Origin of the sequence: Bradyrhizobium sp. HKCCYLRH3097 (assembly GCF_051167875.1) — a bacterium.
GTDB lineage: Bacteria > Pseudomonadota > Alphaproteobacteria > Rhizobiales > Xanthobacteraceae > Bradyrhizobium.
On the sequence record NZ_JBNPTX010000016.1, the window covers coordinates 121,720 to 143,099 of the forward strand.

Sequence of the window (21,380 nt, forward strand, 5' to 3'; positions counted from 1 at the left end):
TCGTGGACCTCACATGAACAACTATGCGCCAGCCCACAGGAGAACGCCATTCATAATGGATTGATCCCTCTGGAATCCCAAGAGCTTCGCGCCGGGCTCGACGTGCCGGCGGCGCGCGCCCGCGGGAGGCGTGCAGGCAGCCTGAAGCCTGCTGCCGACCGTTCGACCAAGGCGTGGGGAAGGTTCGCCAAGCGCGGCCAGCGTTCGGCTCGCGTCGGCCTCCGCGACTCCCGCGTGCCGGAGGTCTCCCATCGTGGCGAGCAAATGCCGTCGATCAAACCTTCTCCGCCTTGCAATGCCGGAAAGCGGCCACATGTGTTCTGGGTAATGGTGCCTCACGTCACGGATCAAGGCGAGCGTCTTGCGATTGTCGCGTCGGCTGCGGCTCGTGATCGGCGGATAACCCATGATGCTTTCTGCTTGCAGACATTCGGTGGCGAGCCGCAACCTGATCATGGCAATGATCAGCATCGAGTGATCCGTCCGGTTTCGGCCGCGCGTTACGTCACGGCATTCGGTTCTAGCGGTGAACATGTGTGCAGATGGCTGTGAGATGCGCGCGTTCATCGCTCGCCTGATCACGATGGCGTCGCGTGAGCGATGGTTGATGTGCTCGCAGCGGGGCCATCTGTTCGACCACCGTGGCCGGCGCGCATCATGTCGCTCCGCGAATGAGACATTCGCTGCCTGGCGCAGCTGCGCGACCGTTGGCGTTCACTCGCGGTTCACTTCCGGAAGACAGACTGATCCCGGTGCTGTCTCGCCGCCAGTTCACGTGGCTTCACAACACCTTGTGCGGCGCAGGAAGACTACGGTGCCGGGGTATTGCGGATGTTGCGAAGCAGAGACAATGGGGTACAAATGGAGAGAGTCGGCCGGCTTTTGCCGAACTATTGAGCGAAGTGCATGTTGATAGGGCATATGCTGCATGCACTTTGCGTTGCGGAAAAGGACGAAGACGGTGCCCAATGGGGGCTAGCGCGCTTCACTCTGAGTCGGTTCGGGATCAGCAGGAACGTACTTGGATCTCGGCCCGTTGCAGCAGTGCAGCGGAACCTACGTGGAGAGGGATCATGTACAACGATTCGTTGTTCAACGCGTTCGCAAGGTCGTTCGAGGCACGCAGCCAGACCGACATGTCGATGCAGGAATATCTAGAATCGTGTCGAACCGACCCGATGCGATACGCGAACGCCGCTGAACGACTACTAGCTGCGATCGGTGAGCCTCAGATGATCGATACGGCCAAGGACCCACGCCTTGGCCGTATTTTTTTGAACCGGACGGTTCGGCTGTATCCCGCGTTCGCCGGCTTCTACGGCATGGAAGACACGATCGAGCGCATCGTCGGCTTCTTCCGGCACGCCGCGCAGGGTCTCGAAGAGCGCAAGCAGATCCTCTATCTGCTCGGACCGGTCGGCGGCGGCAAGTCGTCGCTCGCCGAACGGCTGAAGCAGTTGATGGAAACTCATCCGATCTACGTGCTCAAGGCGGGAGATGAGTTGAGCCCCGTGTTCGAGTCGCCGCTCGGCCTGTTCGATCCCGACACGCTGGGCCCGATGCTCGAGGAGAAATACGGCATTCCGCGCCGCCGCCTGTCGGGCCTGATGAGCCCGTGGTGCTACAAGCGGCTCGAAGCCTTCGGCGGCGACATCTCGCAGTTCCGCGTCGCCAAGATCCAGCCGTCGCGGCTGCGCCAGATCGGCATCGCCAAGACCGAGCCGGGCGACGAGAACAACCAGGACATCTCCTCGCTGGTCGGCAAGGTCGACATCCGCAAGCTCGAGACCTACGCGCAAAACGATCCCGACGCCTACAGCTATTCGGGCGGCCTCAACCGCGCCAACCAGGGCATCCTCGAATTCGTCGAGATGTTCAAGGCGCCGATCAAGATGCTGCATCCGCTGCTGACGGCGACGCAGGAGGGCAACTATATCGGCACCGAGAACATCGGCGCGATTCCCTACAATGGCGTGATCCTCGCCCACTCCAACGAGGCGGAGTGGCAGAGCTTCAAGACCAACAAGAACAACGAGGCCTTCATCGACCGGATCTGCGTCATCAAGGTGCCGTACTGCCTGCGCGTCACCGAGGAGCGCAAGATCTATGAGAAGCTGATCCAGGGCTCCGAGCTCTCCGCCGCGCCGTGCGCGCCCGCGACCTTGGACACGCTCGCCAGATTCTCGGTGATGTCGCGCCTGCGCAAGCACGAGAATTCGACGTTGTACGCCAAGATGCGGGTCTATGACGGCGAGAGCCTCAAGGAGTCCGATCCGAAGGCGCGCAGCGTGCAGGAATATCGCGACGCCGCCGGCGTCGACGAGGGCATGGACGGCATCTCCACCCGCTTTGCCTTCAAGGTGCTGGCTGCGACCTACAATCACGACACGGCGGAAGTGTCGGCCGATGCCGTGCATCTGATGTACGTGCTGGAACAGTCGATCAAGCGCGAGCAACTGCCCGAGGAGATCGAGAAGCGCTACCTCGAATTCATCAAGGCGGATCTGGCGCCGCGCTACGCCGAGTTCATCGGTCACGAGATCCAGAAGGCCTATCTGGAATCCTACTCCGATTACGGCCAGAACCTGTTCGACCGCTACGTCGACTACGCCGATGCCTGGATCGAGGATCAGGACTTCAAGGATCCCGATACGGGACAGCTGCTCAATCGCGAGCTGCTGAACCAGGAGCTGACCAAGATCGAGAAGCCGGCCGGGATCGCCAACCCGAAGGATTTCCGCAACGAGGTTGTCAAGTTCTCGCTGCGCTTCCGGGCCCAGAATGGTGGCAAAAATCCGTCCTGGACCTCCTACGAAAAGATCCGCGAAGTCATCGAAAAGAGGATATTCTCGCAGGTCGAGGATCTGCTTCCGGTCATCTCGTTCGGTACCAAGAAGGACGGCGAGACCGAGAAGAAGCACGACGACTTCGTCGCGCGCATGGTCGAACGCGGCTACACCGAGCGGCAGGTCCGCCGGCTGGTCGAGTGGTACATGCGCGTGAAGCAGGCGGGTTGATCGTGGTCCGGCGCCGATGTTCACTGCAGGTGCGGCAGGCCATCGGTCTGACGTCGGCGCCAGGGCTACGAAACGAGCGAAACGTTCGACGCTGAGCTTCGCTGGGAGGCGTCGGACAGGCAGAGGGTGCCGTTGCAGTGTCGGGTCCGATACTGCACCGCGGCATCGCGGCGGGGGAGAGCAGGAGTCGAAGCCGCTGCAGCAGGAGGCGTATGGAACGTGGTCATGCACATCATTGATCGGCGCCTGAATCCGGGCGGCAAAAGTCTCGAAAATCGCCAGCGATTTTTGCGCCGCGCCAAGGCCCTGGTTCAGGGAGCGGTCAAGAAGACCTCGCAGGACCGCGACATCAAGGACGTGCTGGAGGGCGGCGAGGTCTCGATCCCGCTCGACGGCATGGACGAGCCTCGCTTCCGCCGCGAGGGCGGCACCCGCGACATGGTGTTGCCCGGCAACAAGAAGTTCGTCGAAGGCGACATCCTGCCGCGCTCCGGCGACGGCAGCGGCCGCAAGTCGGCGCCCGGACAAGGCGACAGCGAGGACGCGTTCCGCTTCGTGCTGAGCAAGGAGGAGTTCGTCAACCTCTTCCTCGACGATCTCGAGCTGCCCGATCTCGCCAAGCGCAAATTCGCCGAGGCCGAGAGCGAGGGGCTGGTACGCGCGGGCTATTCGACCTCGGGTTCGCCGGCCAATATCTCGATCAGCCGCACCGTCACCCGCGCCTTGGCCCGCCGCGTCGCGCTGCGCCGTCCGCGGCCGGAGGCGATTGCCGAACTCGAAGCCCAGCTGGAGCAGGAGACCGACGACGACAAGCGCGCCGCGCTTCTGGCCGAGATCGAGGCGCTGAAGGCGAAGGCCAAGCGCATCCCCTTCATCGATCCGATCGACATCCGCTACCGGCGCTTCGAGGCCGTGCCGAAGCCGATCGCACAGGCCGTGATGTTCTGCCTGATGGACGTGTCCGGCTCGATGTCGGAGCACATGAAGGACCTCGCCAAGCGGTTCTACATGCTGCTCTACGTGTTCCTGACCCGGCGCTACCGCCATGTCGAGATCGTCTTCATCCGCCATACCGATCGCGCCGAGGAGGTCGACGAGCAGACGTTCTTCTACGGACCGGCGTCCGGCGGCACCTTGGTGTCGAGCGCCCTGCAATGCATGCACGACATCGTCCGCTCGCGCTTCCGCCCCTCGGACTGGAACATCTACGCGGCGCAGGCCTCCGACGGCGACAACGCCACCTCGGATTCCGAGAACGTCGCGCGGCTCTTGACCGACAACATCCTGCCGGTGTCGCAGTTCTTCGCCTATCTCGAGGTCGGCGAATCCGGCACCTATTCGTTCGAGATGCCTGACTCGGCGCTGTGGTCGCTGTATGAGCGGCTGCGCGCCAATGGCGAGCCGCTGTCGATGCGCAAGGTCCGCGACCGCAGCGAGATCTTCCCGGTGTTCCACGACCTGTTTCAGCGTCGCGGCACCACGCAGGAGAGGGCGGCGTCATGAGCGGGCTGCTGTTCGAGGGCGCAGACTGGAATTTCCTCACCCTGCAGCGCATCCACGATGCCTGCGAAGCCGTCGCCGAGAAGGAGCTCGGGCTCGACACCTATCCCAACCAGATCGAGGTGATCACGGCCGAGCAGATGCTCGACGCCTATTCCTCGGTCGGCATGCCCCTGTTCTACAAGCACTGGTCGTTCGGCAAACACTTCGCCTATCACGAGGCCTCGTACCGCAAGGGCCTGATGGGCCTCGCCTATGAGATCGTGATCAACTCCTCGCCCTGTATCTCCTATCTGATGGAGGAGAACACGGCGACGATGCAGACCTTGGTGATCGCGCACGCGGCGTTCGGCCACAACCATTTCTTCAAGAACAACTACCTGTTCAAGCAGTGGACCGACGCCGACGGCATCCTCGACTATCTCGATTTCGCCCGCGGCTACATCGCGCAATGCGAGGAGCGTTATGGCCGGCTCGCGGTCGAGCATACGCTCGACGCGGCGCATGCGCTGATGTCGCACGGCGTCGACCGCTATCCGGGCAAGAAGAAGCTCGACTTCCGCGAGGAGGAGAAGCGCGCCGGCAAGCGCAGGCTCTACGAGGAGGGCCAGTTCAACGATCTCTGGCGCACGGTGCCGACCGGCCCGGTCAAGACCAATGCGATGCTGAACGTCGAGCGCCGTCGCGCGCTGCTCGGCCTCCCGCAGGAGAACCTGCTCTATTTCCTGGAGAAGACCGCGCCGCGGCTGGCGCCCTGGCAGCGCGAGTTGCTGCGCATCGTTCGCCACATCGCGCAGTATTTCTATCCGCAGGGCCAGACCAAGGTCATGAACGAGGGCACGGCGACCTATGTGCACTATCGCATCATGAACCGGCTGCACCAGGACGGCCGCCTCACCGACGGCAACTTCCTGGAGTTCCTGCAGTCGCACACCAACGTCGTGTTCCAGCCGGAGTTCGACGATCCGCGCTTCTCCGGCTTCAACCCGTATGCGCTCGGCTTTGCGATCATGCAGGACATCGAGCGCATCGTGAAGGACCCGACCGACGAGGATCGCGAGTGGTTTCCGGACATCGCCGGCACCGGCGACGAAATGGCGGTGCTGCGTGACGTCTGGGCGAATTATCGCGACGAGAGCTTCATCAGCCAGTTCCTCAGCCCCAACCTGATCCGGCGCTTCAAGCTGTTCCATTTGCATGACGATCCGGCCGAACGCGCCGGCATCCTGGTCGACGCCATCCACGACGAGCGCGGCTATCGCCGCATCCGGCGCGAGCTGTCGAAACAGTACGATGTCGGCTACATCGATCCTAACATCGAGGTGGTCGATGTCGATCTCGCCGGCGATCGCCGCCTGATGCTGCGACATACGGTGGTCAAGGGCGCCCAGCTCAACGAGACCGACACCAAGCGCGTGCTGCAGCATCTCGCCGATCTCTGGAGCTACGACGTGTCGCTGGTCGAGGTCGACGCCGCCACCGACAAGGTGCTGAAGGAGTACGTGCTCAATCCCCGGATACAACCGGCGGCCGCCTAGCGCGGCCGCCAAGCCCTGAGCGACGTCAGATTTCCGCGAAGATCTCCAGCAGATTGCCGTCGGGATCCCTGAAGAACAGCGTCCGATGGCCGAAGGGCTGGTCCCTCGGCTGCTCCAGGAGCGCGACGCCCTTCTCCGCCAGCTCGGCCGCGCAGCGGTCGACGTCGTCGCGTCCCACCTTGAAGGCGAGTTGAAGCGCCGCGCTTCCCGGCGGTGTCGGCTGGTCCGATGTCAGCCGCTGCGGCCGAGCGAGCGCGAGCGTGTTGGCGCCGATCTGAAATTCGATCCACCCCTGCGACAGTTCCCGGAGCAGCGGAAAGCCCAGGACCTCCTCCTAGAACTGCCGCATGACGTCCCAGTCGCGGGCGAGGATCACCGTGTAGTCGATGGCGCGAATGGCGCGAAATGCGGACACCCTCTTTACGTCATTGGTCATGATCTCTCCCTCCCGGCCGGCCTCACCGAGCTTTTCCATCCCGCGTCGAGTGGCGCAAGGCTGATGAGCCCGCTATGGTGCCCGCCGTTGGCCGGGTGGTTGCAGCCGGCCGTTGCGGACGATGATCAAAGCTCGGGCGTAAGGCGCGTGGTTGGACCAAAGCAGACGGCGGCAACGGATCGGCGGGACCGGTTCATTCCGATACGCAAGTCCGACGTCCTGGACGCCGTCATTTCGCATGGCGGCCTGGAAGACGGCTTGGCGGCCGACCTGCGCCAGCTGGCGCACATGCTCGGCGCCATCCTGCACCACGAATATTTCGACGAGCTCGATCGGCTGCGCGACGTCTATTTCGACTTCGATCCCGAGGTCCCCGCCGGCCGCCATCGCTCCGCTCAGGAGCTCGACACCGCCTATTGCAACCTCACCGACGAATTCGTCCGGGTGCTGGGCGAAGCGAACTTCATCGAGATCAGCCACGATGAGATCGAGCGCGCCTTCGCCGAGCACGCGCTTGTCAGGGTCAAGCTGAGGGCGCCGGTCTCCGACTTTCGCGCCGTCCGCATGTTCCGGCGCGGCACGCATCAAGAGACCATCGAGGTCCCCATGCTGTATGGCCTGCGGCGGCGCAAGCAGGAGATCGAGGTCTACGACGACATCATCCTGATGGTCGCGACCAAGCCAGACGAGCCGTCTCAGAAGAAGCGCAAGACCGCCGCTTGGCGTGGCCGCAACAAGATTCGCGGCGGCGCGGTGCTGTTCAAATATTTCCGCCACATCGCGCGCTTCGACCTCGAGGCGCTGCTGCCGAACGTCCGCGTCGTCATGGGCCTGCGCGAGCAACTGACGCTGGGCGTGCCGGCGCTGGTCGGCGGCGTACCGATCCTGCTCAAGCTGGCTTCGACGCTCACCGTGCTGTTCATCGTCGCCGGCTTTTATCTCGGCCTCAGCGGCACCGTGCACGACAACGATACGGAGCAGGCGCTGGCGGCGCTGTCGGGATTGTTCGCGCTCGGCGCCTTCATCCTGCGGCAATGGGGCAACTTCCATCGCCAGTCGCTGATCCATCAGAAGCAGGTCACCGACAACATCTACTTCCGCAACGTCAACAACAATTCCGGCATCTTCAACTATTTGATCGGCGAGGCCGAGGACCAGGACTGGAAGGAAGCGATGCTGGCCTACAGCGGCCTGCTGCTGGCGTCGGTGCCGCTCTCGCGTGCTCCATTGGGCAGCCATGTCGAGGAGTTGCTGCAGCAGATGTTCGGATTGAGCCGCGCGTTCAATGTCGAGGAGGCCTTGATCAGGCTGCGGGAGTTTGGGCTCGTCAGCGGTGATGACGAGGCGCTGTCGGCGCTGCCGTTGCGCGAGGCGATCGCGCAGCTCGATCGCGTATGGGCAAGCGCGTTGCGGGCGTAATCGTCATCAACGATGACGGGCCTCATGATTCAAGACGCGCCTGCGGCGCTCCTCACGATGAGGAGCGAGGGCGCGGCTCACCAGGATATGCCGAGCTGTCGCAACGAACGATTTGACAGTTAGTGACTCCGTCATGCCCGGGCTTGTCCCGGGCATCCACGTGGTTATCAGCGTGCCGAACGACGTGGATGGCCGGGACAAGCCCGGCCATGACGTGGAGATAGACAAGCGCAAAACTCCGATTGTGAAATGCGATCGCCCCGCCAGAAGCGGGCGCAATGCACTCCACCCTTGTCCTGAGGAGCCCGCCGGAGGCGGGCGTCTCGAAGGACGGCTACAGAGCACACGCTTTCCACGCAGCGGTCTGCCTAGCGCAGACTCGCATTGATTTTGTCGAGCGCGGCCTGCCCCGGGCACAGATCCGCCGCCTCCAGCCGGTTGAGCGGGCGTTCCACCGTGTTGAGGTGGCTGTGCAGATCGTCGGCCTCAGGGTCGACATAGAGCAGGCCGGTCACGATCTGGCCTTGCGCGGCATGCTTCTGGAGGAAGGTCATGGCTCCGAGCCGGTCGTGCGGGTCGTAGTCGGCGTCGATCTTGCGCAGCGCCAGCCTGGAGCCGTCGTGCTGCTCGACGATCTGCACCGTGCCCGGATCCTGGTCGATCTCGATCGGATCGCGCCCGGTCAGCACGTCCAACCGGTTCACGGCATCGTTGTGCTCGCGGACATAGTCGAAGCTCTTGGTTGAGCCGGCGTGATTGTTGAACGCGATGCACGGGCTGATGACGTCGATGAACGCCGCGCCCTTGTGCCGGATGGCGCCCTCGATGATCGGCACCAGCTGCTTCTTGTCGCCGGAGAACGACCGCGCCACATAGGTGGCCCCGAGCTGCAGCGCGATGCCGACCAGGTCGATCGGATTGTCGGTGTTGGTGACGCCCTTCTTCGACTTCGACCCGCGGTCGGCGGTCGCCGAGAATTGGCCCTTGGTCAGGCCGTAGACGCCGTTGTTCTCGACGATATAGGTCATGTTCACGCCGCGCCGGATCGCGTGGGCGAACTGGCCGAAGCCGATCGAGGCGGAATCGCCGTCGCCGGAGACGCCGAGATAGATCAGCTCGCGGTTGGCGAGGTTGGCGCCGGTCAGCACCGAGGGCATGCGGCCGTGCACGGTGTTGAAGCCGTGCGAATTGCCGAGAAAGTAGTCCGGCGTCTTCGACGAGCAGCCGATGCCGGAGATTTTTGCCACCCGATGCGGCTCGATCGACAGCTCGAAGCAGGCCTCGATGATCGAGGCCGTGATCGAATCGTGGCCGCAGCCGGCGCACAAGGTCGAGATCTTGCCCTCGTAGTCGCGATGGCTGTAGCCGAGCGCGTTCTTCTTGATGCCGGGATGCTGGAACTTCGGCTTTGCGATGTAGGTCATGAGAGCACCCTGTCGCCCAGTGCCGTCATGGCCGGGCTTGTCCCGGCCATCCACGTGGGAGTCCGAGGAAAGAGAGGCGTGGATGCCCGGGTCAAGCCCGGGCATGACGGTGGAGAGAGTGGCTGTAAAGTCATGACACCGCCTTGCGCAGCGGCGTGACCTTGATGTGGTCCTGGTGGTCGCCGATCGCATCGGCGATGAAGCGCGCCGTGATCGGCGTGCCGTCATAATGCAGGATCGGCACCAGCCGGACCGGGTCGATGCCGTTCTCGGTGACGATGAGCTGGCGCAACTGCGCGTCGCGGTTCTGCTCGACCACATAGACGAAGTCGTGCTCGGCGATGAAGCTCGCCACGCTCGAATGGAACGGGAAGGCGCGGATGCGCAGGCGGTCGAGCTGGCAGCCGCGCGCCTCGAGCAGTCCGATTGCCTCGTCCATCGCCGGCGCGGTCGAGCCGAAATAGATCACGCCATATCTGGTCGGCTTGCTCGCATTGGCCTGCAGCGGCCGCGGCACCATGTCCTGTGCGGTCTGGAACTTGCGCAGCAGGCGCTGCACGTTGTCGGCATAGACGGCGCCTTCCTCGGAATAGCGTGCGTAGCGGTCACGCGACGTGCCGCGGGTGAAGTATGAGCCCTTCGTCGGATGCGTGCCGGGGTAGGTGCGGAACGGGATGCCGTCGCCGTCGACGTCGAGATAGCGGCCGAAGTCGCGGCCTTCCTCGAGCATCTCCGCCGTCATCACCTTGCCGCGGTCATACTGCTTGGCATCGTCCCACTTCAGCGGTCGGGACAGCCGCTGGTTCATCCCGATGTCGAGATCGAGCATCAGGAAGATCGTGGTCTGCAGCCGCTCGGCAAGATCGAACGCCGCAGCGGCAAACTCGAACGCCTCCGCCGGATCCTCGGGGAACAGCATCACGTGCTTGGTATCACCGTGCGAGGCATAGCCGCAGGCGATCAGGTCGCATTGCTGCGTCCGCGTCGGCATGCCGGTCGAGGGGCCGGCGCGCTGCACGTTCATGATCACGGCCGGGATCTCGGCAAAGTAGGAGAGGCCGATGAACTCGGTCATCAGCGACACGCCGGGGCCCGATGTCGTGGTAAAGGCGCGGGCGCCGTTCCAGGACGCGCCGACCACCATGCCGATCGAGGCGAGCTCGTCCTCGGCCTGCACGATCGCGTATTTGGCCTGCCCGGTTTCCGGATCGTGTCGCAGTTTCTTGCAGTGGTTGCTGAACGCTTCGGCCAGCGACGACGACGGCGTGATCGGGTACCAGGCGCAGACCGTGGCGCCGCCATAGACGGCGCCCAGCGCGGCGGCGTTGTTGCCCTCGATGAAGATGCGGTCGCCGACCTTGTCGGCCTTCTTGATGCGCAGGCCGATCGGGCACTTCAAATTCTGCAGCGCCCAGTCGCGGCCGAGATGCAGCGCGTGGACGTTGGAGGAGAGCAGCTTCTCCTTGCCCTTGTACTGCTCGCCGATCAGTTGCTCGATCAGCTTCGGATCCATGTCGAGCAGCGCCGACAACGCGCCGAGATAGATGATGTTCTTGAACAGCTGGCGCTGGCGCGGATCCGAGTAGGTCGAGTTAGTGATCGCGGTCAGCGGGACGCCGATGACGGTGATGTCGTCGCGGAACTTGGTTGCCGGCATCGGCTTGGTGGAATCGTAGAACAGATAGCCACCCGGCGCGATACCGGCGACGTCCTTGTCCCAGGTCTGCGGGTTCATCGCCACCATCAGATCAGTGCCGCCGCCGCGGGCGCCGAGATGGCCCGCTTCGGTGACGCGCACCTCGTACCAGGTCGGCAGGCCCTGGATGTTCGACGGGAAGATGTTGCGCGGGCTGACCGGCACGCCGTGGCGGAGCACGGCGCGCGCGAAGAGTTCGTTCGCGCTGGCCGAGCCGGAGCCGTTGACGTTGGCGAAGCGGACGACGAAGTCGTTTACGCTGCTGAGCGGCGCTTGCTGGGACATGCGTTACCTGCGTGAGTCGTCTCGATGAAATATTTCTGCATGTCCCACGCACCGGTGGGACAGCGCTCGGCGCACAGGCCGCAATGGAGGCAGACGTCCTCGTCCTTCACCATCACCCGCCCGGTCTTCAGATCCGAGGACACGTAGAGGCTCTGGTCGACATGCGGCGCCGGCGCCTTCAGGCGCGAACGCAGATCCGCCTCCTCGCCGTTGTCGGTGAAGGTGATGCAGTCCATCGGACAGATGTCGGCGCAGGCGTCGCATTCGATGCACAGCGTGTCGGAGAACACCGTCTGCACGTCGCAATTCAGGCAGCGATGCGCCTCGCCGAGCGCGAGCTTGACGTCGTAGCCGAGCTCGACTTCGGCGCGGATGTCCTTCAGCGCGACCACCTTGTCGCGGTGCGGCACCTTGAAGCGCTTCTCGGACGAAACGTCGTTGTCATAGCTCCATTCATGGATGCCCATCTTCTGCGAGGAGACATGCACCTCGGGCAGCGGCCGCTCGGTGATGTCCTCGCCGGACAGCAGGCGGTGGATCGACAGCGCCGCCTCGTGGCCCTGGGCGACCGCCCAGATGATGTTCTTCGGACCGAACGCCGCATCGCCGCCGAAGAACACTTTCGGGTTGGTCGAGACGAAGGTTGTCGGATCGACCACCGGCATGTGCCATTTGTCGAACGCGATGTCGCAATCGGCCTCGATCCAGGGGAACGCGTTCTCCTGGCCGACGGCGACCAGCACGTCGTCGCAGTCATAGGTCACATCGGGCTCGCCCGACGGCACCAGCGAGCGACGGCCGCTGGCGTCATATTCGGCCTTCACCTTTTGGAAGGTGACGCCGGTGAGCCTGCCATTGTCGTGATCGAAGGCGACCGGCACGAGATAGTTGAGGATCGGAATGTCCTCGTGCAGCGCGTCCTCCTTCTCCCAGGGCGACGCCTTCATCTCCTCGAAGCCGGAGCGCACGATGACCTTGACGTCCTCGCCGCCGAGCCGTCGCGCGGTGCGGCAGCAATCCATCGCGGTGTTGCCGCCGCCGAGCACGATCACGCGCCTGCCGATCTTGTCGGTGTGTCCGAACGAGACGCTGGAGAGCCAGTCGATGCCGAGATGGATGTTCGCGGCGGCTTCCTTGCGTCCGGGAATGTTCAGCTCCCGGCCGCGTGGCGCGCCGGAGCCGATGAAGATGGCATCATAGTTCTCGGCCAGCAGCGTCTTGAGGCTGTCGACGCGATGGCCGGCCTTGTAGTCGACGCCGAGGCCGAGCACGTAGCCCGTCTCCTCGTCGATGACGCTGTCGGGCAGGCGGAATTTGGGGATTTGCGAGCGCATCATGCCGCCGGGCTTTGGGTCGGCATCGAACACGGTGCAGTGATAGCCGAGCGGCGCGAGATCGCGCGCCACCGTCAGCGAGGCCGGGCCGCCGCCGACCAGCGCGATGCGCCGGCCGTTCTTCGGGGCAGGGCGCGGCAGGCGCTGATGGATGTCGTCCTTGAAATCGGCCGCAACGCGCTTCAGGCGGCAGATCGCGACCGGGCTTTCCTCGACACGCCCCCGTCGGCAGGCGGGCTCGCAAGGGCGATCGCAGGTGCGTCCGAGAATGCCCGGGAATACATTCGATTTCCAATTGATCATGTAGGCGTCGCTGTAGCGACCCTCAGCGATCAGGCGGATGTATTCAGGGACCGGAGTGTGTGCGGGACAAGCCCATTGGCAGTCGACCACTTTGTGAAAGTAGTCGGGGGCCGAGATATCAGTCGCTCTCATTCATACCCTGTCCGCGCGGCGAACCATGAGCGCGCGGCCTTCCTGACGTGAGGACGACTGCTTGTTCAGGATCGGCTAGGGATCGATGTGGGTCCGGAGCAGGTCCTGTTCGTCGCCCTTCTGTTTTTTGAATGGCTCAATTGAATAGTCTTATCAGACTAGAGCCATTCCAAGGCGCGCACAAAGGCAATTTTGCAAAGCTGCCCCTCATGCACAGTGTGCGGCGCCGCATTGCCGGCCTGATGCTGCCACGTGTTGCGATGCGGTATGTTCGGTGACGATAAATTGCGAGGACGATGATAAAATAAAGAATGGAGGGTGGAGCACGCGGGCTGCCACGCGCTCCACCGTCATGCCCGGGCTTGTCCCGGGCATCCACGGCGTTCCCAGGATGCCGCACAACGTGGACGCCCGGGACGAGCCCGGCCAGGACGATGTGGAGAGAGGCGGGATCTAACTCACTTCGCCGCAGCGATGTCGGCGCGGCTCAAGTCCCACATCAGGCGATAGATGCCGGCCGAGATCTGCGTCGCCAGCGGACCGTCGATCGCCGCGAAGCGGGTGGTCATCAAGGTGGCGATGGCATGACTGTCGGTACCGTCGATGAGGATGAACCAGTCGGCATCGCGCGAGCTCGCAGGAACTCCGGCCGCGGGACCGGAGAGGTCGGCATCGCCTTCGAGCAGATGCATTGAGATGATGCCCCTCAGCTTGCTTGGGTCGAGCTCGACCTGCAGCGCGTCGCGCAACGCTTTGTCCTGCCCGGGTTTGGGCCGCAGGCGGATGATGCCCAGCACGGCGCCGCGACCGGCGCCGATCGAGATCGTGATGCGCGCGACGCTGCGGATCATGTTCTTGAACCGCGCCATCACCGCCTTCGACCATTCCGTCGGCGACTCCAGCCGGGCGCGGTAGGCCGCGCTGTCGAGCACGTCGATCGTTTCGGTCGAATACAGGCAGAGATATTTCGGGCTGCCCTGCTCGGCGACATAGCGTCGCGCCTCGATGAAGCCGGGGATGGCCACGCGCTCTTCGAGATGCTCGCTGTCATACCAATGGTTGAAATCGGCTTCATGCTCAGCATCGATGTTCATCGATGTCAAAAGCATGCCTTTCCCGGCGATGGGCATTGCAGATGTCCTTGTTCAGCGGCCAATTCCTCATGGTGAGGGCGTCACTTGGCGCGTCTCCCGGACAATGCTGCGCATTGCCTGGTGAACCATGAGGCGGGGGATGTCTGGGGCCTCATCCTTTGAGACGCCATGCTGCGCATGGCTCCTCAGGACGAGGAGAGATGACCATGTGTTTAAGGCGCAGTCGTGCGCGTCGCCATATCGCAGATGGCTTTCATGACCGCATCGCGGATGCCGGGATCATAAAGATTGTGACCTGCGGCTTCGACGACACGGATTTCGGCGTCGCGCCAGATTTCGGCCAGGCGCGCGGAGGTGGAGGGCGGACAGAGCAGGTCATAGCGGCCCTGCACGATGATTCCGGGAATCCCGCTGAGCCTGCTCGCATCACGCAGCAACTGGCCTTTCGCCATGAAGCTGTCCTGCGAGAAGTAATGCGCCTCCATGAACGGCGTCGCCGGCAAGGCGGTGCCGGAGCGGATGGCGAGCCGATCCAGATGGGCGCGGGCCGGTTTGATCTCGGACAGCGCCCGCTCGGTGTCGTGCCAGGCGCGCGCAGCCGGGCCATGAATCGCCGGATCGGGATCGAGGATGCGGCGGAAATAGGCGTCGCACGGGTTGGCGCGTTCGTTCTCCGGCAGCATCTCCAGGAAGTCGCGGTGCAGGGCAGGGTGAAAGCGCGCCAGCGTCTCGCCGAAGGCCGTCTCCACTTCCGCACGGGTGCCGAGGAACGTTGCCCGCAGCACCAGCCCCGTGACGCGCGTCGGGTGCGCCTGCGTATAGGCCAGCGCCAAGGTGGCGCCCCAGGAGCCGCCGGCGACGATCCAGCGGTCGAAACCGAACTTTTCGCGGATCGCCTCCATGTCGGCGATCAGGTCGGGCAGGGTGTTGTTGTCGCGGCTGCGCGCAGGACGCGAGCGGCCGGCGCCGCGCTGGTCGAACAGCACGGCATGGAAGCGCTCGGGATCGAACAGGCGGCGGTGATCCGGCTGGCATCCGGAGCCCGGCCCGCCATGCAGATAGACCGCGGGAATGCCGCCAGCGCAGCCGCTGCTCTCGACATAGATCTGGTGACCGCCGGAGACATCCAGCCATTCCGACGTCAGCGGCGCGAACGGATCGCTGCGGCGCGCGGAGGCGCGGCCGGCTTCGGCGTCAGGCATCATTGCTCTCGGGCGTGCCGCCGGCGAAGTTGCGATAGAGGAAGCGGTCCTTGCCCGAGGCCGCGTCACGCTCGGCCTGCTTGAAGATGCTCTCGTGCAGCGGCGACAGCGTGCAGGCCGGATCGGTATTCCCCGCATCGCCGGTCAGCGCGAACGCCTGGCAGCGGCAGCCGCCGAAATCGATCTCGCGGAACTCGCAGGATTTGCACGGCTCCTTCATCCAGCCGGTGCCACGGTAGCGGTTGAAGGCCTCGGAGTTCTGCCAGATCCAGGCGATCGAATGGTTCGACCGCACGGACATGAAGTCGAGCCCGGTGATGCTCTCGGCAGCGTGGCAGGGCAGGATCTTGCCCGAGGGAGAGATGTTGAAGAACTGCCGGCCCCAGCCGCCCATGCACTTCTTCGGCCGCAGCGCGTAGTAGTCCGGCACGACGTAGTCGATCGTCAGCGTGCCCTTCAGCCGCTCGCGCGCCTCCTCGACCATGCGGTCGGTCTCTTCGAGCTGGGCGTAGGTCGGCATCAGGCTGGCGCGATTCTTCAGCGCCCAGCCGTAATATTGCACGTTGGCGACCTCGAGCCGGTCGGCATCGAGATCGATCGCCATCTGGATGATGTCGGGCAGCTGATGCAGGTTCTGCCGGTGCATCACGGCGTTGACCGTCAGCGGCAGGTCGAGCTCGCGGGTCCAGCGCGCGACCTCGAGCTTCTTGACGTGGCCGCCCTTGTAGCCGCCGACGCGGTCGGCGATGCCGGCCTCGCTGCCCTGGAAGCTGATCTGGACATGGGACAGCCCGGCATCGGCCAGCTCCTTCAGCCGCTCCCGCGTCAGCAGCACGGCCGAGGTGATCAGGTTGGTGTAGAGGCCGACGTCGTTGGCATGCTGCACCAGCTCGACCAGATCCTTGCGCGCGGTCGGCTCGCCGCCGGAGAAGTGGATCTGCAGCACGCCGATCTCGGCGAGCTCGGACAGCACCTTCTTCCATTCCGTGGTGGTCAGCTCCTGTCCGGCGCGATCGAGTTCCAGCGGGTTGGAGCAATAGGGGCATTGCAGCGGACAGCGATGCGTGAGTTCGAGCAGCACGGCGAGCGGAATGCCGTAGGTTTCGGCCACGGAACCGCGCCGCTCCAGCACGGCGAGACCGTCATTGCTGTCGATGGGCGGTGAGGTGTCGGTCAGCTCGGTCATGATGTCGTCTCCCGAACCTCGGTCAGGAATCCCTTGTCGGCGAGATCCTGCAGCATGGCAACCACATCGGTCGCGATGACGTCGCGAGGCGCGGCATATTTCGCCGCGAGCTCGTCGATGATATCAGCGACGCTGCGCGCGCCATCGCACAGCTTGAGCACCTCGACTGAGATCTCGTCCGGCGCCAGCACGCGCTCCGGCGCCAGGATCACCCAGACCTGCCGGGTCTCGTCGAACTTCAGCTTGGCATGCCGCGGCAGCACCACGCGGCTGGTCTCGGCAACTTGGATGTGACGCGGGGCCATGGCGGGTCTCTAGCCGATGATTGTTGCGTTCTGTCCGATGCCGCGGCATCGGCGGTGCCCACCCTCCCCTGGAGGGGGAGGGTCGTTGCGCATCGCCCGCGATGCGCAACGGGGTGGGGCGATCTCTCCATGCGCACCGCGGCAGGTGGCTTCACCCCACCCCGCCTCGCGCTTCGCGCGAGCCGACCCTCCCCCTCCAGGGGAGGGTGGCACCGGTACCCTTGAGAGAGCCGCGAAGACCACGCTCAGCCCTCCTTCGGCACGAAGGCGCCGGGCGGGATGTGGCCCTCGACATAGGCATGATACAGCGCGTCGAGCTGCACCCACAGCACGTTGGTCTTGAAGATCAGCGCGTTGCACACGGCGGCGCGCTGCTCCGGCGTGGTGGCGTGCTCCTTGACGTAATGCAGCGCGAAGTTCGCGTCGCGCGGCGCCTGGGTGAGACGGCGCTTGAAGTAGCTCATGGTGTCGTTGTTGACGAAATCGTAGTGCTCGAGCATGCCCGAGATGCGCTCTTCATGGATGCTCGGCGCGAACAGCTCGGTCAACGACGAGGCGATCGCCTCCAGCGGCGAGCGGTCGCGGCAGAAATGCACATAGGCTTCGACCGCGAAGCGGGTGGCCGGCAGGATGCCTTCGGTCGATTCGACGTAGGCCGTGTCGAGGCCGAGACCTTCGGTCAGTTTGATCCAGCGCTCGATGCCGCCCTCGCTGCCGACATCGCCATCATGATCCTCGATGCGGTGCCGCCATTCCAGCCGCGTGGCGCGGTCGCGGAAGCGCGTCATCACCATCGCGTCCTTCAGCGGGATCGTCGACTGGTAGTAGTAGCGGTTGAGCGCCCAGGCCTGCACCTGGCCCTTGTTGAGCTTGCCGCCGTGAAGCAGCTTATGAAACGGGTGGTGGTTGTGATAGCGCGTCGCGCCGATATGGCGAAGTGCTGCTTCCAATTCGCTTGCACTGTTCAGCGTCACGCCGCGTCCGATCGACAGCGCCGTCATTCCGCTCAGATTGACCTCACTCACAGTACGATCTCCATCCCTTCAGCGGGGATTTCCCATCCCTCGCGTTCCAACGTTTGCCGCTCGGGTGAGGCGTGCAGCCACGCCGGATTGGAGTTGTTGATGTGCAGGAAGACCTTCCTGCCGATCGCGAGGTCCGCCAGCTGCTTGATCGCGCCGCTTTCTCCGGACATCGCGATATGTCCCATGCTCTGCCCGGTCTTGTTGCCGAGTCCGGCCTGGATCATCTCGTCGTCGCGCCACACCGTGCCGTCGAACAGCACCAAGGGCGCGCCCCTCAATCTCGTTCTCAGATCATCGTCCACGCCGGCACAGGCGGCGATGACGTAGCAATATTGCCCGCCTTCGAGATCGGCGATCTTTAGGCCCAGCGTGTCGCCGGTCGAGGAGCTGCCGCCGGGATGCTGCTTGTCGCGCAGATACCACGCGCTCGTTCCCGAGACGGCGAAGGCCGTGATCTCCAGGCCCGAGGGCCGGCCGTCCTGCAGCAGCGGCCGGAACGGTACGTCGATCACGATCGGCACGCGCTTGACGGTCTCGTCCTTCAGCACATCGAAGATGTTGTTCGATCTGAGGATCGCAAGCACCTTGGGGTGCGCATGGATCGAGAAAGGTGAACTCTCGCGCATCGACAGCAGCCCCGTGACCGCGTCGATCTCGCCATTGGTCAGGATCACGCCGGCGATCGGACTGTGGCGCAGGGTGCCGGGCTTCGGATGCAGTTGCGGCGTGCGGGTAACCTGCTGGCGCAGATCGGGCGAGGCGTTGATCAGGAACCAGTTGGCGCCATCAGCGCTGACCGCGACCGAGGCCTGGCTGTTGCTGATCTCGGGATGATCGGTGCGCGCGGCACGGCACACGGCGCAGCCGCAATTCCACTGTGGCACTCCACCGCCCGCGGCGGCGCCCAGGACGACGAGGCGAAGCATGAGCCGTCTCCTGGAATTCAGCTGTGGTGGCGCACGCGATTACCAGCGGCAGGATCACCGACAGGCAGGCTGACCGACGGTCAGGACCGCCCGCGGGAAGGTGACGAGGGTGGGACATCCGACCAGCGCACGGGCTGGCACATACGCGGTCGCTGATCCCCACCCTCAAGCGTCGACGTCCCGATCGCCGAGACCTGGACGTCACACCCGCGAATTATTTGCGGGCCGCGCAGGCGTACATGTTGATTTCCATGCCGACCGGCACTTCAACGATCTTCGGTGCTTTCCAGGCCATTGTCCTCTCCTTCAAGTCGGGACGGTTATCGTCCTCAGCAATAAACTACCGTGCTACGAAAAGTTCGCCAGTGGAATCTTTTTGTTTGAGCCTCTCAGGCCTGTTTATTGCAGTGCGAAGTTGCAGATGCGAGTTGCTGCCGTTTTCGTCGGAACGAGCCGTGAAAACAACGAATTCGTGATCGATGGCTTCGCAACACCGTTCAATTCGGTCCCTAGCTTGGGGGGCTGAGCTGGCCGGATAAAGCAGTCGTGAGATGTTCGAGACTTCAAAACCCCAGCGCGCGACCCCATTGGAAGCTGATGATGCCTAGATATTTCTTCAACACACGGATCGGCGAGGAACTGGTCTCCGACACCGACGGCGAGGTGCTGCGCAGTCCCGACCGCGCCTGGGAAGTCGCGCGCGACATGATCAAGGAACTGCTGCGGACCGAAGGCGGCAACGCGGCGCTGATGACGGCCGTCATCGAGGTTACCGACGAGGACGGTGAGATCGTGCTGGAGTTCCCGTTCTCCGAAGCGATCTTCAACATGCCGGCGCAATCGATGACGCGCCATTGAGCGCAGAACGGCCGCATCGCCGCTTCCCGAACGCCCGCGTGCTTGCGGCCGAGATCAGACCGAATGGCGCGGGCGCGCGATGTCGCCGCGCGTGCTGGCGATGCCCATCTCGAAACTGTCGGCGATGCGGCGGGCGCGGACGATGAAGAGCTCCGCGAGCTCCGGCGCGAGCAGGTCCTTCGCCGTCGCCTCGAACAGTTGCAGCCAGCGGTCGAAATGCGGCCCCTGCAACGATAGCAACAGATGCGGCCGCATCGGCGCGCCGCTGTAGCGGCCGGTCTTCAGGAACATCGACGACCAGAAATCGCTGATCCTGCCGATATGGTCGTCCCAATCCTCCACGGTACGGTTGAAGATCGGGCCGATCAGCTCGTCCTCCCGTGCGCGCCCGTAGAAGGTCTCGACCAGCAGGCGGATCGAGGCGTCGTCGAGTTCCGGATGTTGAACTGCGAGGGGATGGCGGTCAGGCTGGGCGGCAGGCATCGTCATGGCGTTGCATATAGGCACTCGCGGCGCCGATGGAAACGCCGGGCCGCCACGTCCGATCTCGTGGCGGCCCTGTCGTTCGCTCACGGCAGGCTGACGAACTCCACCCAGTTCGGCTTCTTGCCCACGGCGTAGGATTTCGGGCTCGTGAGCGCGCCGCTGGCCGGGTCGATCCGATACACCGTCATGCCGTTCGACACTTCGCCGACGGCGGCGAGATAGCGCCCGGTGGGATCGATGGCGAAGCCGCGTGGCTGGGTCTCGGTCGGCACGCTGCCGATCAGGCTCAGGCGCCCGCTGGCCGCATCGACCTTGAACCCGGCAATCGTGTTCGAGCCGCGCTCCGAGGCGTACAGGAACTTGCCGTCCGGCGTCACGTGCAGATCGGCCGCCCAGGGCTTGCCGGTGAAGCCTGAGGGCAGGGCGGTGGTGCGCTGCTGCTCGCTCCAGCTGCCCTTCTCCGCGTCATAGGCATAGACCGCGAGATCCGCGTTGAGCTCGTGCAGAAGGTAGATGAACTTGCCGTTCGGGTGGAAGATGAAGTGGCGCGGCCCTGACTTCGCAGGCGTCTTCACCGTCAGCGCCTCCCTGGCCGTCAGCGTGCCCGTCGCGCCGTCGAAGGCGAAGCCGAGCACCTGGTCGGAGCCGAGATTGGTCGCGAACACGAAGCGGTTGTCGGGCGAGGGCAGGAAGGCGTGGGCGTTCAGCCCGGTCGGGATCACCTGGCTCGGCGCCGCGACGACGCCATTGGCCTGGATCGGATTCACCGTCACCTTGTTGCCGCCGTAGGAGGCGCTGAACAGCACCTTGCCGGTGCGGTCGAAGGCGATGTTGGCCATGCTGTCGGCGAGCGGGCCGTTGCCGATGTGGCTGAGCTGACCGGTCTTGGCATCGATCGCAAAGCTCTCGGCCTGGAACGGCTGCGAGCGGATTCCGGCGATCAGCACCGTCTTGTCCGGGCTGACCGCGAGCGGGGTCGACGAGCCCGGCTTGTCGACGCCGACGAAGGAAGCCGTCTGCACCGGGATCATCTCGCCGGTCGCGGCATCGAACTTGAACACGTTGATGTCGTTGCTGTCGGCGTTGCCGACATAGGCATAGGTCTCGGCGTGGCCCGCGCGCGGCGCCAGCGTTGCTGCAGCGGCGAGAACGAATGTTGCGGCCATGATGGTGCCCGGTCTGATCATGTGGTTTCCCCCTTTTGTGATGTGCTT

19 protein-coding genes are annotated in these 21,380 nt (G+C 64.2%); 5 read left to right on the forward strand and 14 right to left on the reverse strand.

Features of this window, described 5'->3' with window-relative positions:
- Positions 1-21: 21 nt before the first annotated feature.
- A complete protein-coding gene (locus tag ACQR0U_RS29835; protein WP_434842826.1) occupies positions 22-471 on the reverse strand; it encodes a hypothetical protein in 450 nt (149 codons plus the stop codon).
- A 602-nt stretch (positions 472-1,073) separates the two neighbouring features.
- On the opposite strand from ACQR0U_RS29835, the gene ACQR0U_RS29840 reads away from it, so the two are divergent.
- The 3 genes from ACQR0U_RS29840 to ACQR0U_RS29850 all read left to right on the forward strand — a co-directional run bounded on the left by ACQR0U_RS29840 (position 1,074) and on the right by ACQR0U_RS29850 (position 6,055).
- Complete coding sequence (locus tag ACQR0U_RS29840) at positions 1,074-3,017, forward strand: PrkA family serine protein kinase (RefSeq protein WP_315718010.1); 1,944 nt, start codon at positions 1,074-1,076, stop codon at positions 3,015-3,017.
- A gap of 225 nt (positions 3,018-3,242) precedes the next feature.
- Positions 3,243-4,520, forward strand: a complete 1,278-nt coding sequence (locus ACQR0U_RS29845; protein WP_315718011.1) for a YeaH/YhbH family protein — start codon at positions 3,243-3,245, stop codon at positions 4,518-4,520.
- Positions 4,517-6,055: a SpoVR family protein gene (locus tag ACQR0U_RS29850; RefSeq protein ID WP_315750207.1), complete on the forward strand. Its 1,539-nt coding sequence runs from the start codon at positions 4,517-4,519 to the stop codon at positions 6,053-6,055. Before ACQR0U_RS29845 ends, ACQR0U_RS29850 begins: the two co-directional genes overlap by 4 nt.
- 25 nt (positions 6,056-6,080) lie before the next feature.
- On the opposite strand, the gene ACQR0U_RS29855 is transcribed toward ACQR0U_RS29850, so the two are convergent.
- Complete coding sequence (locus tag ACQR0U_RS29855; protein WP_434842923.1) at positions 6,081-6,380, reverse strand: VOC family protein; 300 nt, start codon at positions 6,378-6,380, stop codon at positions 6,081-6,083.
- 258 nt (positions 6,381-6,638) lie between these two features.
- Between ACQR0U_RS29855 and ACQR0U_RS29860 the strand changes: the two genes are divergently transcribed.
- Complete coding sequence (locus tag ACQR0U_RS29860; protein ID WP_434842827.1) at positions 6,639-7,910, forward strand: TMEM143 family protein; 1,272 nt, start codon at positions 6,639-6,641, stop codon at positions 7,908-7,910.
- Positions 7,911-8,278: 368 nt separating this feature from the next.
- On the opposite strand, the gene ACQR0U_RS29865 is transcribed toward ACQR0U_RS29860, so the two are convergent.
- The 10 genes from ACQR0U_RS29865 to pqqA all read right to left on the reverse strand — a co-directional run bounded on the left by ACQR0U_RS29865 (position 8,279) and on the right by pqqA (position 19,117).
- Complete coding sequence (locus ACQR0U_RS29865; protein ID WP_315718016.1) at positions 8,279-9,334, reverse strand: 2-oxoacid:ferredoxin oxidoreductase subunit beta; 1,056 nt, start codon at positions 9,332-9,334, stop codon at positions 8,279-8,281.
- Between the two features lie 130 nt (positions 9,335-9,464).
- Positions 9,465-11,315: a 2-oxoacid:acceptor oxidoreductase subunit alpha gene (locus ACQR0U_RS29870; protein WP_434842828.1), complete on the reverse strand. Its 1,851-nt coding sequence runs from the start codon at positions 11,313-11,315 to the stop codon at positions 9,465-9,467.
- Positions 11,285-13,084, reverse strand: coding sequence for an FAD-dependent oxidoreductase (locus ACQR0U_RS29875; RefSeq protein ID WP_316174845.1), 1,800 nt, complete (start codon positions 13,082-13,084; stop codon positions 11,285-11,287). The genes ACQR0U_RS29870 and ACQR0U_RS29875 overlap by 31 nt, the downstream gene beginning before the upstream one ends.
- Positions 13,085-13,542: 458 nt before the next feature.
- Positions 13,543-14,214, reverse strand: coding sequence for a DUF4286 family protein (locus ACQR0U_RS29880; RefSeq protein ID WP_315750210.1), 672 nt, complete (start codon positions 14,212-14,214; stop codon positions 13,543-13,545).
- Between the two features lie 176 nt (positions 14,215-14,390).
- Positions 14,391-15,380 carry a prolyl aminopeptidase gene (gene pip / locus ACQR0U_RS29885; protein WP_316172470.1) on the reverse strand — a complete coding sequence of 330 codons (990 nt, stop codon included), beginning with the start codon at positions 15,378-15,380 and terminating at the stop codon, positions 14,391-14,393.
- Positions 15,373-16,566 carry a pyrroloquinoline quinone biosynthesis protein PqqE gene (gene pqqE / locus ACQR0U_RS29890; RefSeq protein WP_315750211.1) on the reverse strand — a complete coding sequence of 398 codons (1,194 nt, stop codon included), beginning with the start codon at positions 16,564-16,566 and terminating at the stop codon, positions 15,373-15,375. The genes pip and pqqE overlap by 8 nt, the downstream gene beginning before the upstream one ends.
- On the reverse strand, positions 16,563-16,871 hold the full coding sequence (gene pqqD / locus ACQR0U_RS29895) for a pyrroloquinoline quinone biosynthesis peptide chaperone PqqD (RefSeq protein ID WP_315718023.1): 309 nt from the start codon (positions 16,869-16,871) through the stop codon (positions 16,563-16,565). Before pqqD ends, pqqE begins: the two co-directional genes overlap by 4 nt.
- 245 nt (positions 16,872-17,116) lie before the next feature.
- Entirely contained in the window at positions 17,117-17,872 is a 756-nt protein-coding gene (gene pqqC, locus ACQR0U_RS29900) for a pyrroloquinoline-quinone synthase PqqC (RefSeq protein WP_409977980.1), read from the reverse strand.
- A 20-nt stretch (positions 17,873-17,892) separates the two neighbouring features.
- Entirely contained in the window at positions 17,893-18,822 is a 930-nt protein-coding gene (gene pqqB / locus ACQR0U_RS29905) for a pyrroloquinoline quinone biosynthesis protein PqqB (RefSeq protein WP_315750213.1), read from the reverse strand.
- A 214-nt stretch (positions 18,823-19,036) separates the two neighbouring features.
- Positions 19,037-19,117 (reverse strand): pyrroloquinoline quinone precursor peptide PqqA, encoded by an 81-nt coding sequence (pqqA, locus tag ACQR0U_RS29910; RefSeq protein ID WP_012029362.1) that lies wholly within the window; start codon positions 19,115-19,117, stop codon positions 19,037-19,039.
- A 305-nt stretch (positions 19,118-19,422) separates the two neighbouring features.
- On the opposite strand from pqqA, the gene ACQR0U_RS29915 reads away from it, so the two are divergent.
- Positions 19,423-19,680: a DUF6894 family protein gene (locus ACQR0U_RS29915; protein WP_315718026.1), complete on the forward strand. Its 258-nt coding sequence runs from the start codon at positions 19,423-19,425 to the stop codon at positions 19,678-19,680.
- A 54-nt stretch (positions 19,681-19,734) separates the two neighbouring features.
- Here the strand turns inward: ACQR0U_RS29915 and ACQR0U_RS29920 are convergent, their stop codons facing one another.
- Entirely contained in the window at positions 19,735-20,169 is a 435-nt protein-coding gene (locus ACQR0U_RS29920; protein WP_315718027.1) for a group III truncated hemoglobin, read from the reverse strand.
- A gap of 80 nt (positions 20,170-20,249) precedes the next feature.
- A complete protein-coding gene (locus ACQR0U_RS29925) occupies positions 20,250-21,353 on the reverse strand; it encodes a lactonase family protein (RefSeq protein WP_434842829.1) in 1,104 nt (367 codons plus the stop codon).
- Between the last annotated feature and the right edge of the window lie 27 nt (positions 21,354-21,380).

Coding starts and splice junctions, on each gene's coding strand:
- ACQR0U_RS29925 (WP_434842829.1), bottom strand. CDS start 21,353: ATGATCAGACCGGGCACCATCATGGCCGCAACATTCGTTCTCGCCGCT.
- pqqA (WP_012029362.1), bottom strand. CDS start 19,117: ATGGCCTGGAAAGCACCGAAGATCGTTGAAGTGCCGGTCGGCATGGAA.
- pqqE (WP_315750211.1), bottom strand. CDS start 16,566: ATGACCGAGCTGACCGACACCTCACCGCCCATCGACAGCAATGACGGT.
- ACQR0U_RS29880 (WP_315750210.1), bottom strand. CDS start 14,214: ATGCCCATCGCCGGGAAAGGCATGCTTTTGACATCGATGAACATCGAT.
- ACQR0U_RS29875 (WP_316174845.1), bottom strand. CDS start 13,084: ATGAGAGCGACTGATATCTCGGCCCCCGACTACTTTCACAAAGTGGTC.
- ACQR0U_RS29845 (WP_315718011.1), top strand. CDS start 3,243: ATGCACATCATTGATCGGCGCCTGAATCCGGGCGGCAAAAGTCTCGAA.
- ACQR0U_RS29835 (WP_434842826.1), bottom strand. CDS start 471: ATGCTGATCATTGCCATGATCAGGTTGCGGCTCGCCACCGAATGTCTG.
- pqqC (WP_409977980.1), bottom strand. CDS start 17,872: ATGACGGCGCTGTCGATCGGACGCGGCGTGACGCTGAACAGTGCAAGC.
- ACQR0U_RS29870 (WP_434842828.1), bottom strand. CDS start 11,315: ATGTCCCAGCAAGCGCCGCTCAGCAGCGTAAACGACTTCGTCGTCCGC.
- ACQR0U_RS29850 (WP_315750207.1), top strand. CDS start 4,517: ATGAGCGGGCTGCTGTTCGAGGGCGCAGACTGGAATTTCCTCACCCTG.
- pip (WP_316172470.1), bottom strand. CDS start 15,380: ATGCCTGACGCCGAAGCCGGCCGCGCCTCCGCGCGCCGCAGCGATCCG.
- pqqD (WP_315718023.1), bottom strand. CDS start 16,871: ATGGCCCCGCGTCACATCCAAGTTGCCGAGACCAGCCGCGTGGTGCTG.
- ACQR0U_RS29920 (WP_315718027.1), bottom strand. CDS start 20,169: ATGACGATGCCTGCCGCCCAGCCTGACCGCCATCCCCTCGCAGTTCAA.
- pqqB (WP_315750213.1), bottom strand. CDS start 18,822: ATGCTTCGCCTCGTCGTCCTGGGCGCCGCCGCGGGCGGTGGAGTGCCA.
- ACQR0U_RS29840 (WP_315718010.1), top strand. CDS start 1,074: ATGTACAACGATTCGTTGTTCAACGCGTTCGCAAGGTCGTTCGAGGCA.
- ACQR0U_RS29865 (WP_315718016.1), bottom strand. CDS start 9,334: ATGACCTACATCGCAAAGCCGAAGTTCCAGCATCCCGGCATCAAGAAG.
- ACQR0U_RS29915 (WP_315718026.1), top strand. CDS start 19,423: ATGCCTAGATATTTCTTCAACACACGGATCGGCGAGGAACTGGTCTCC.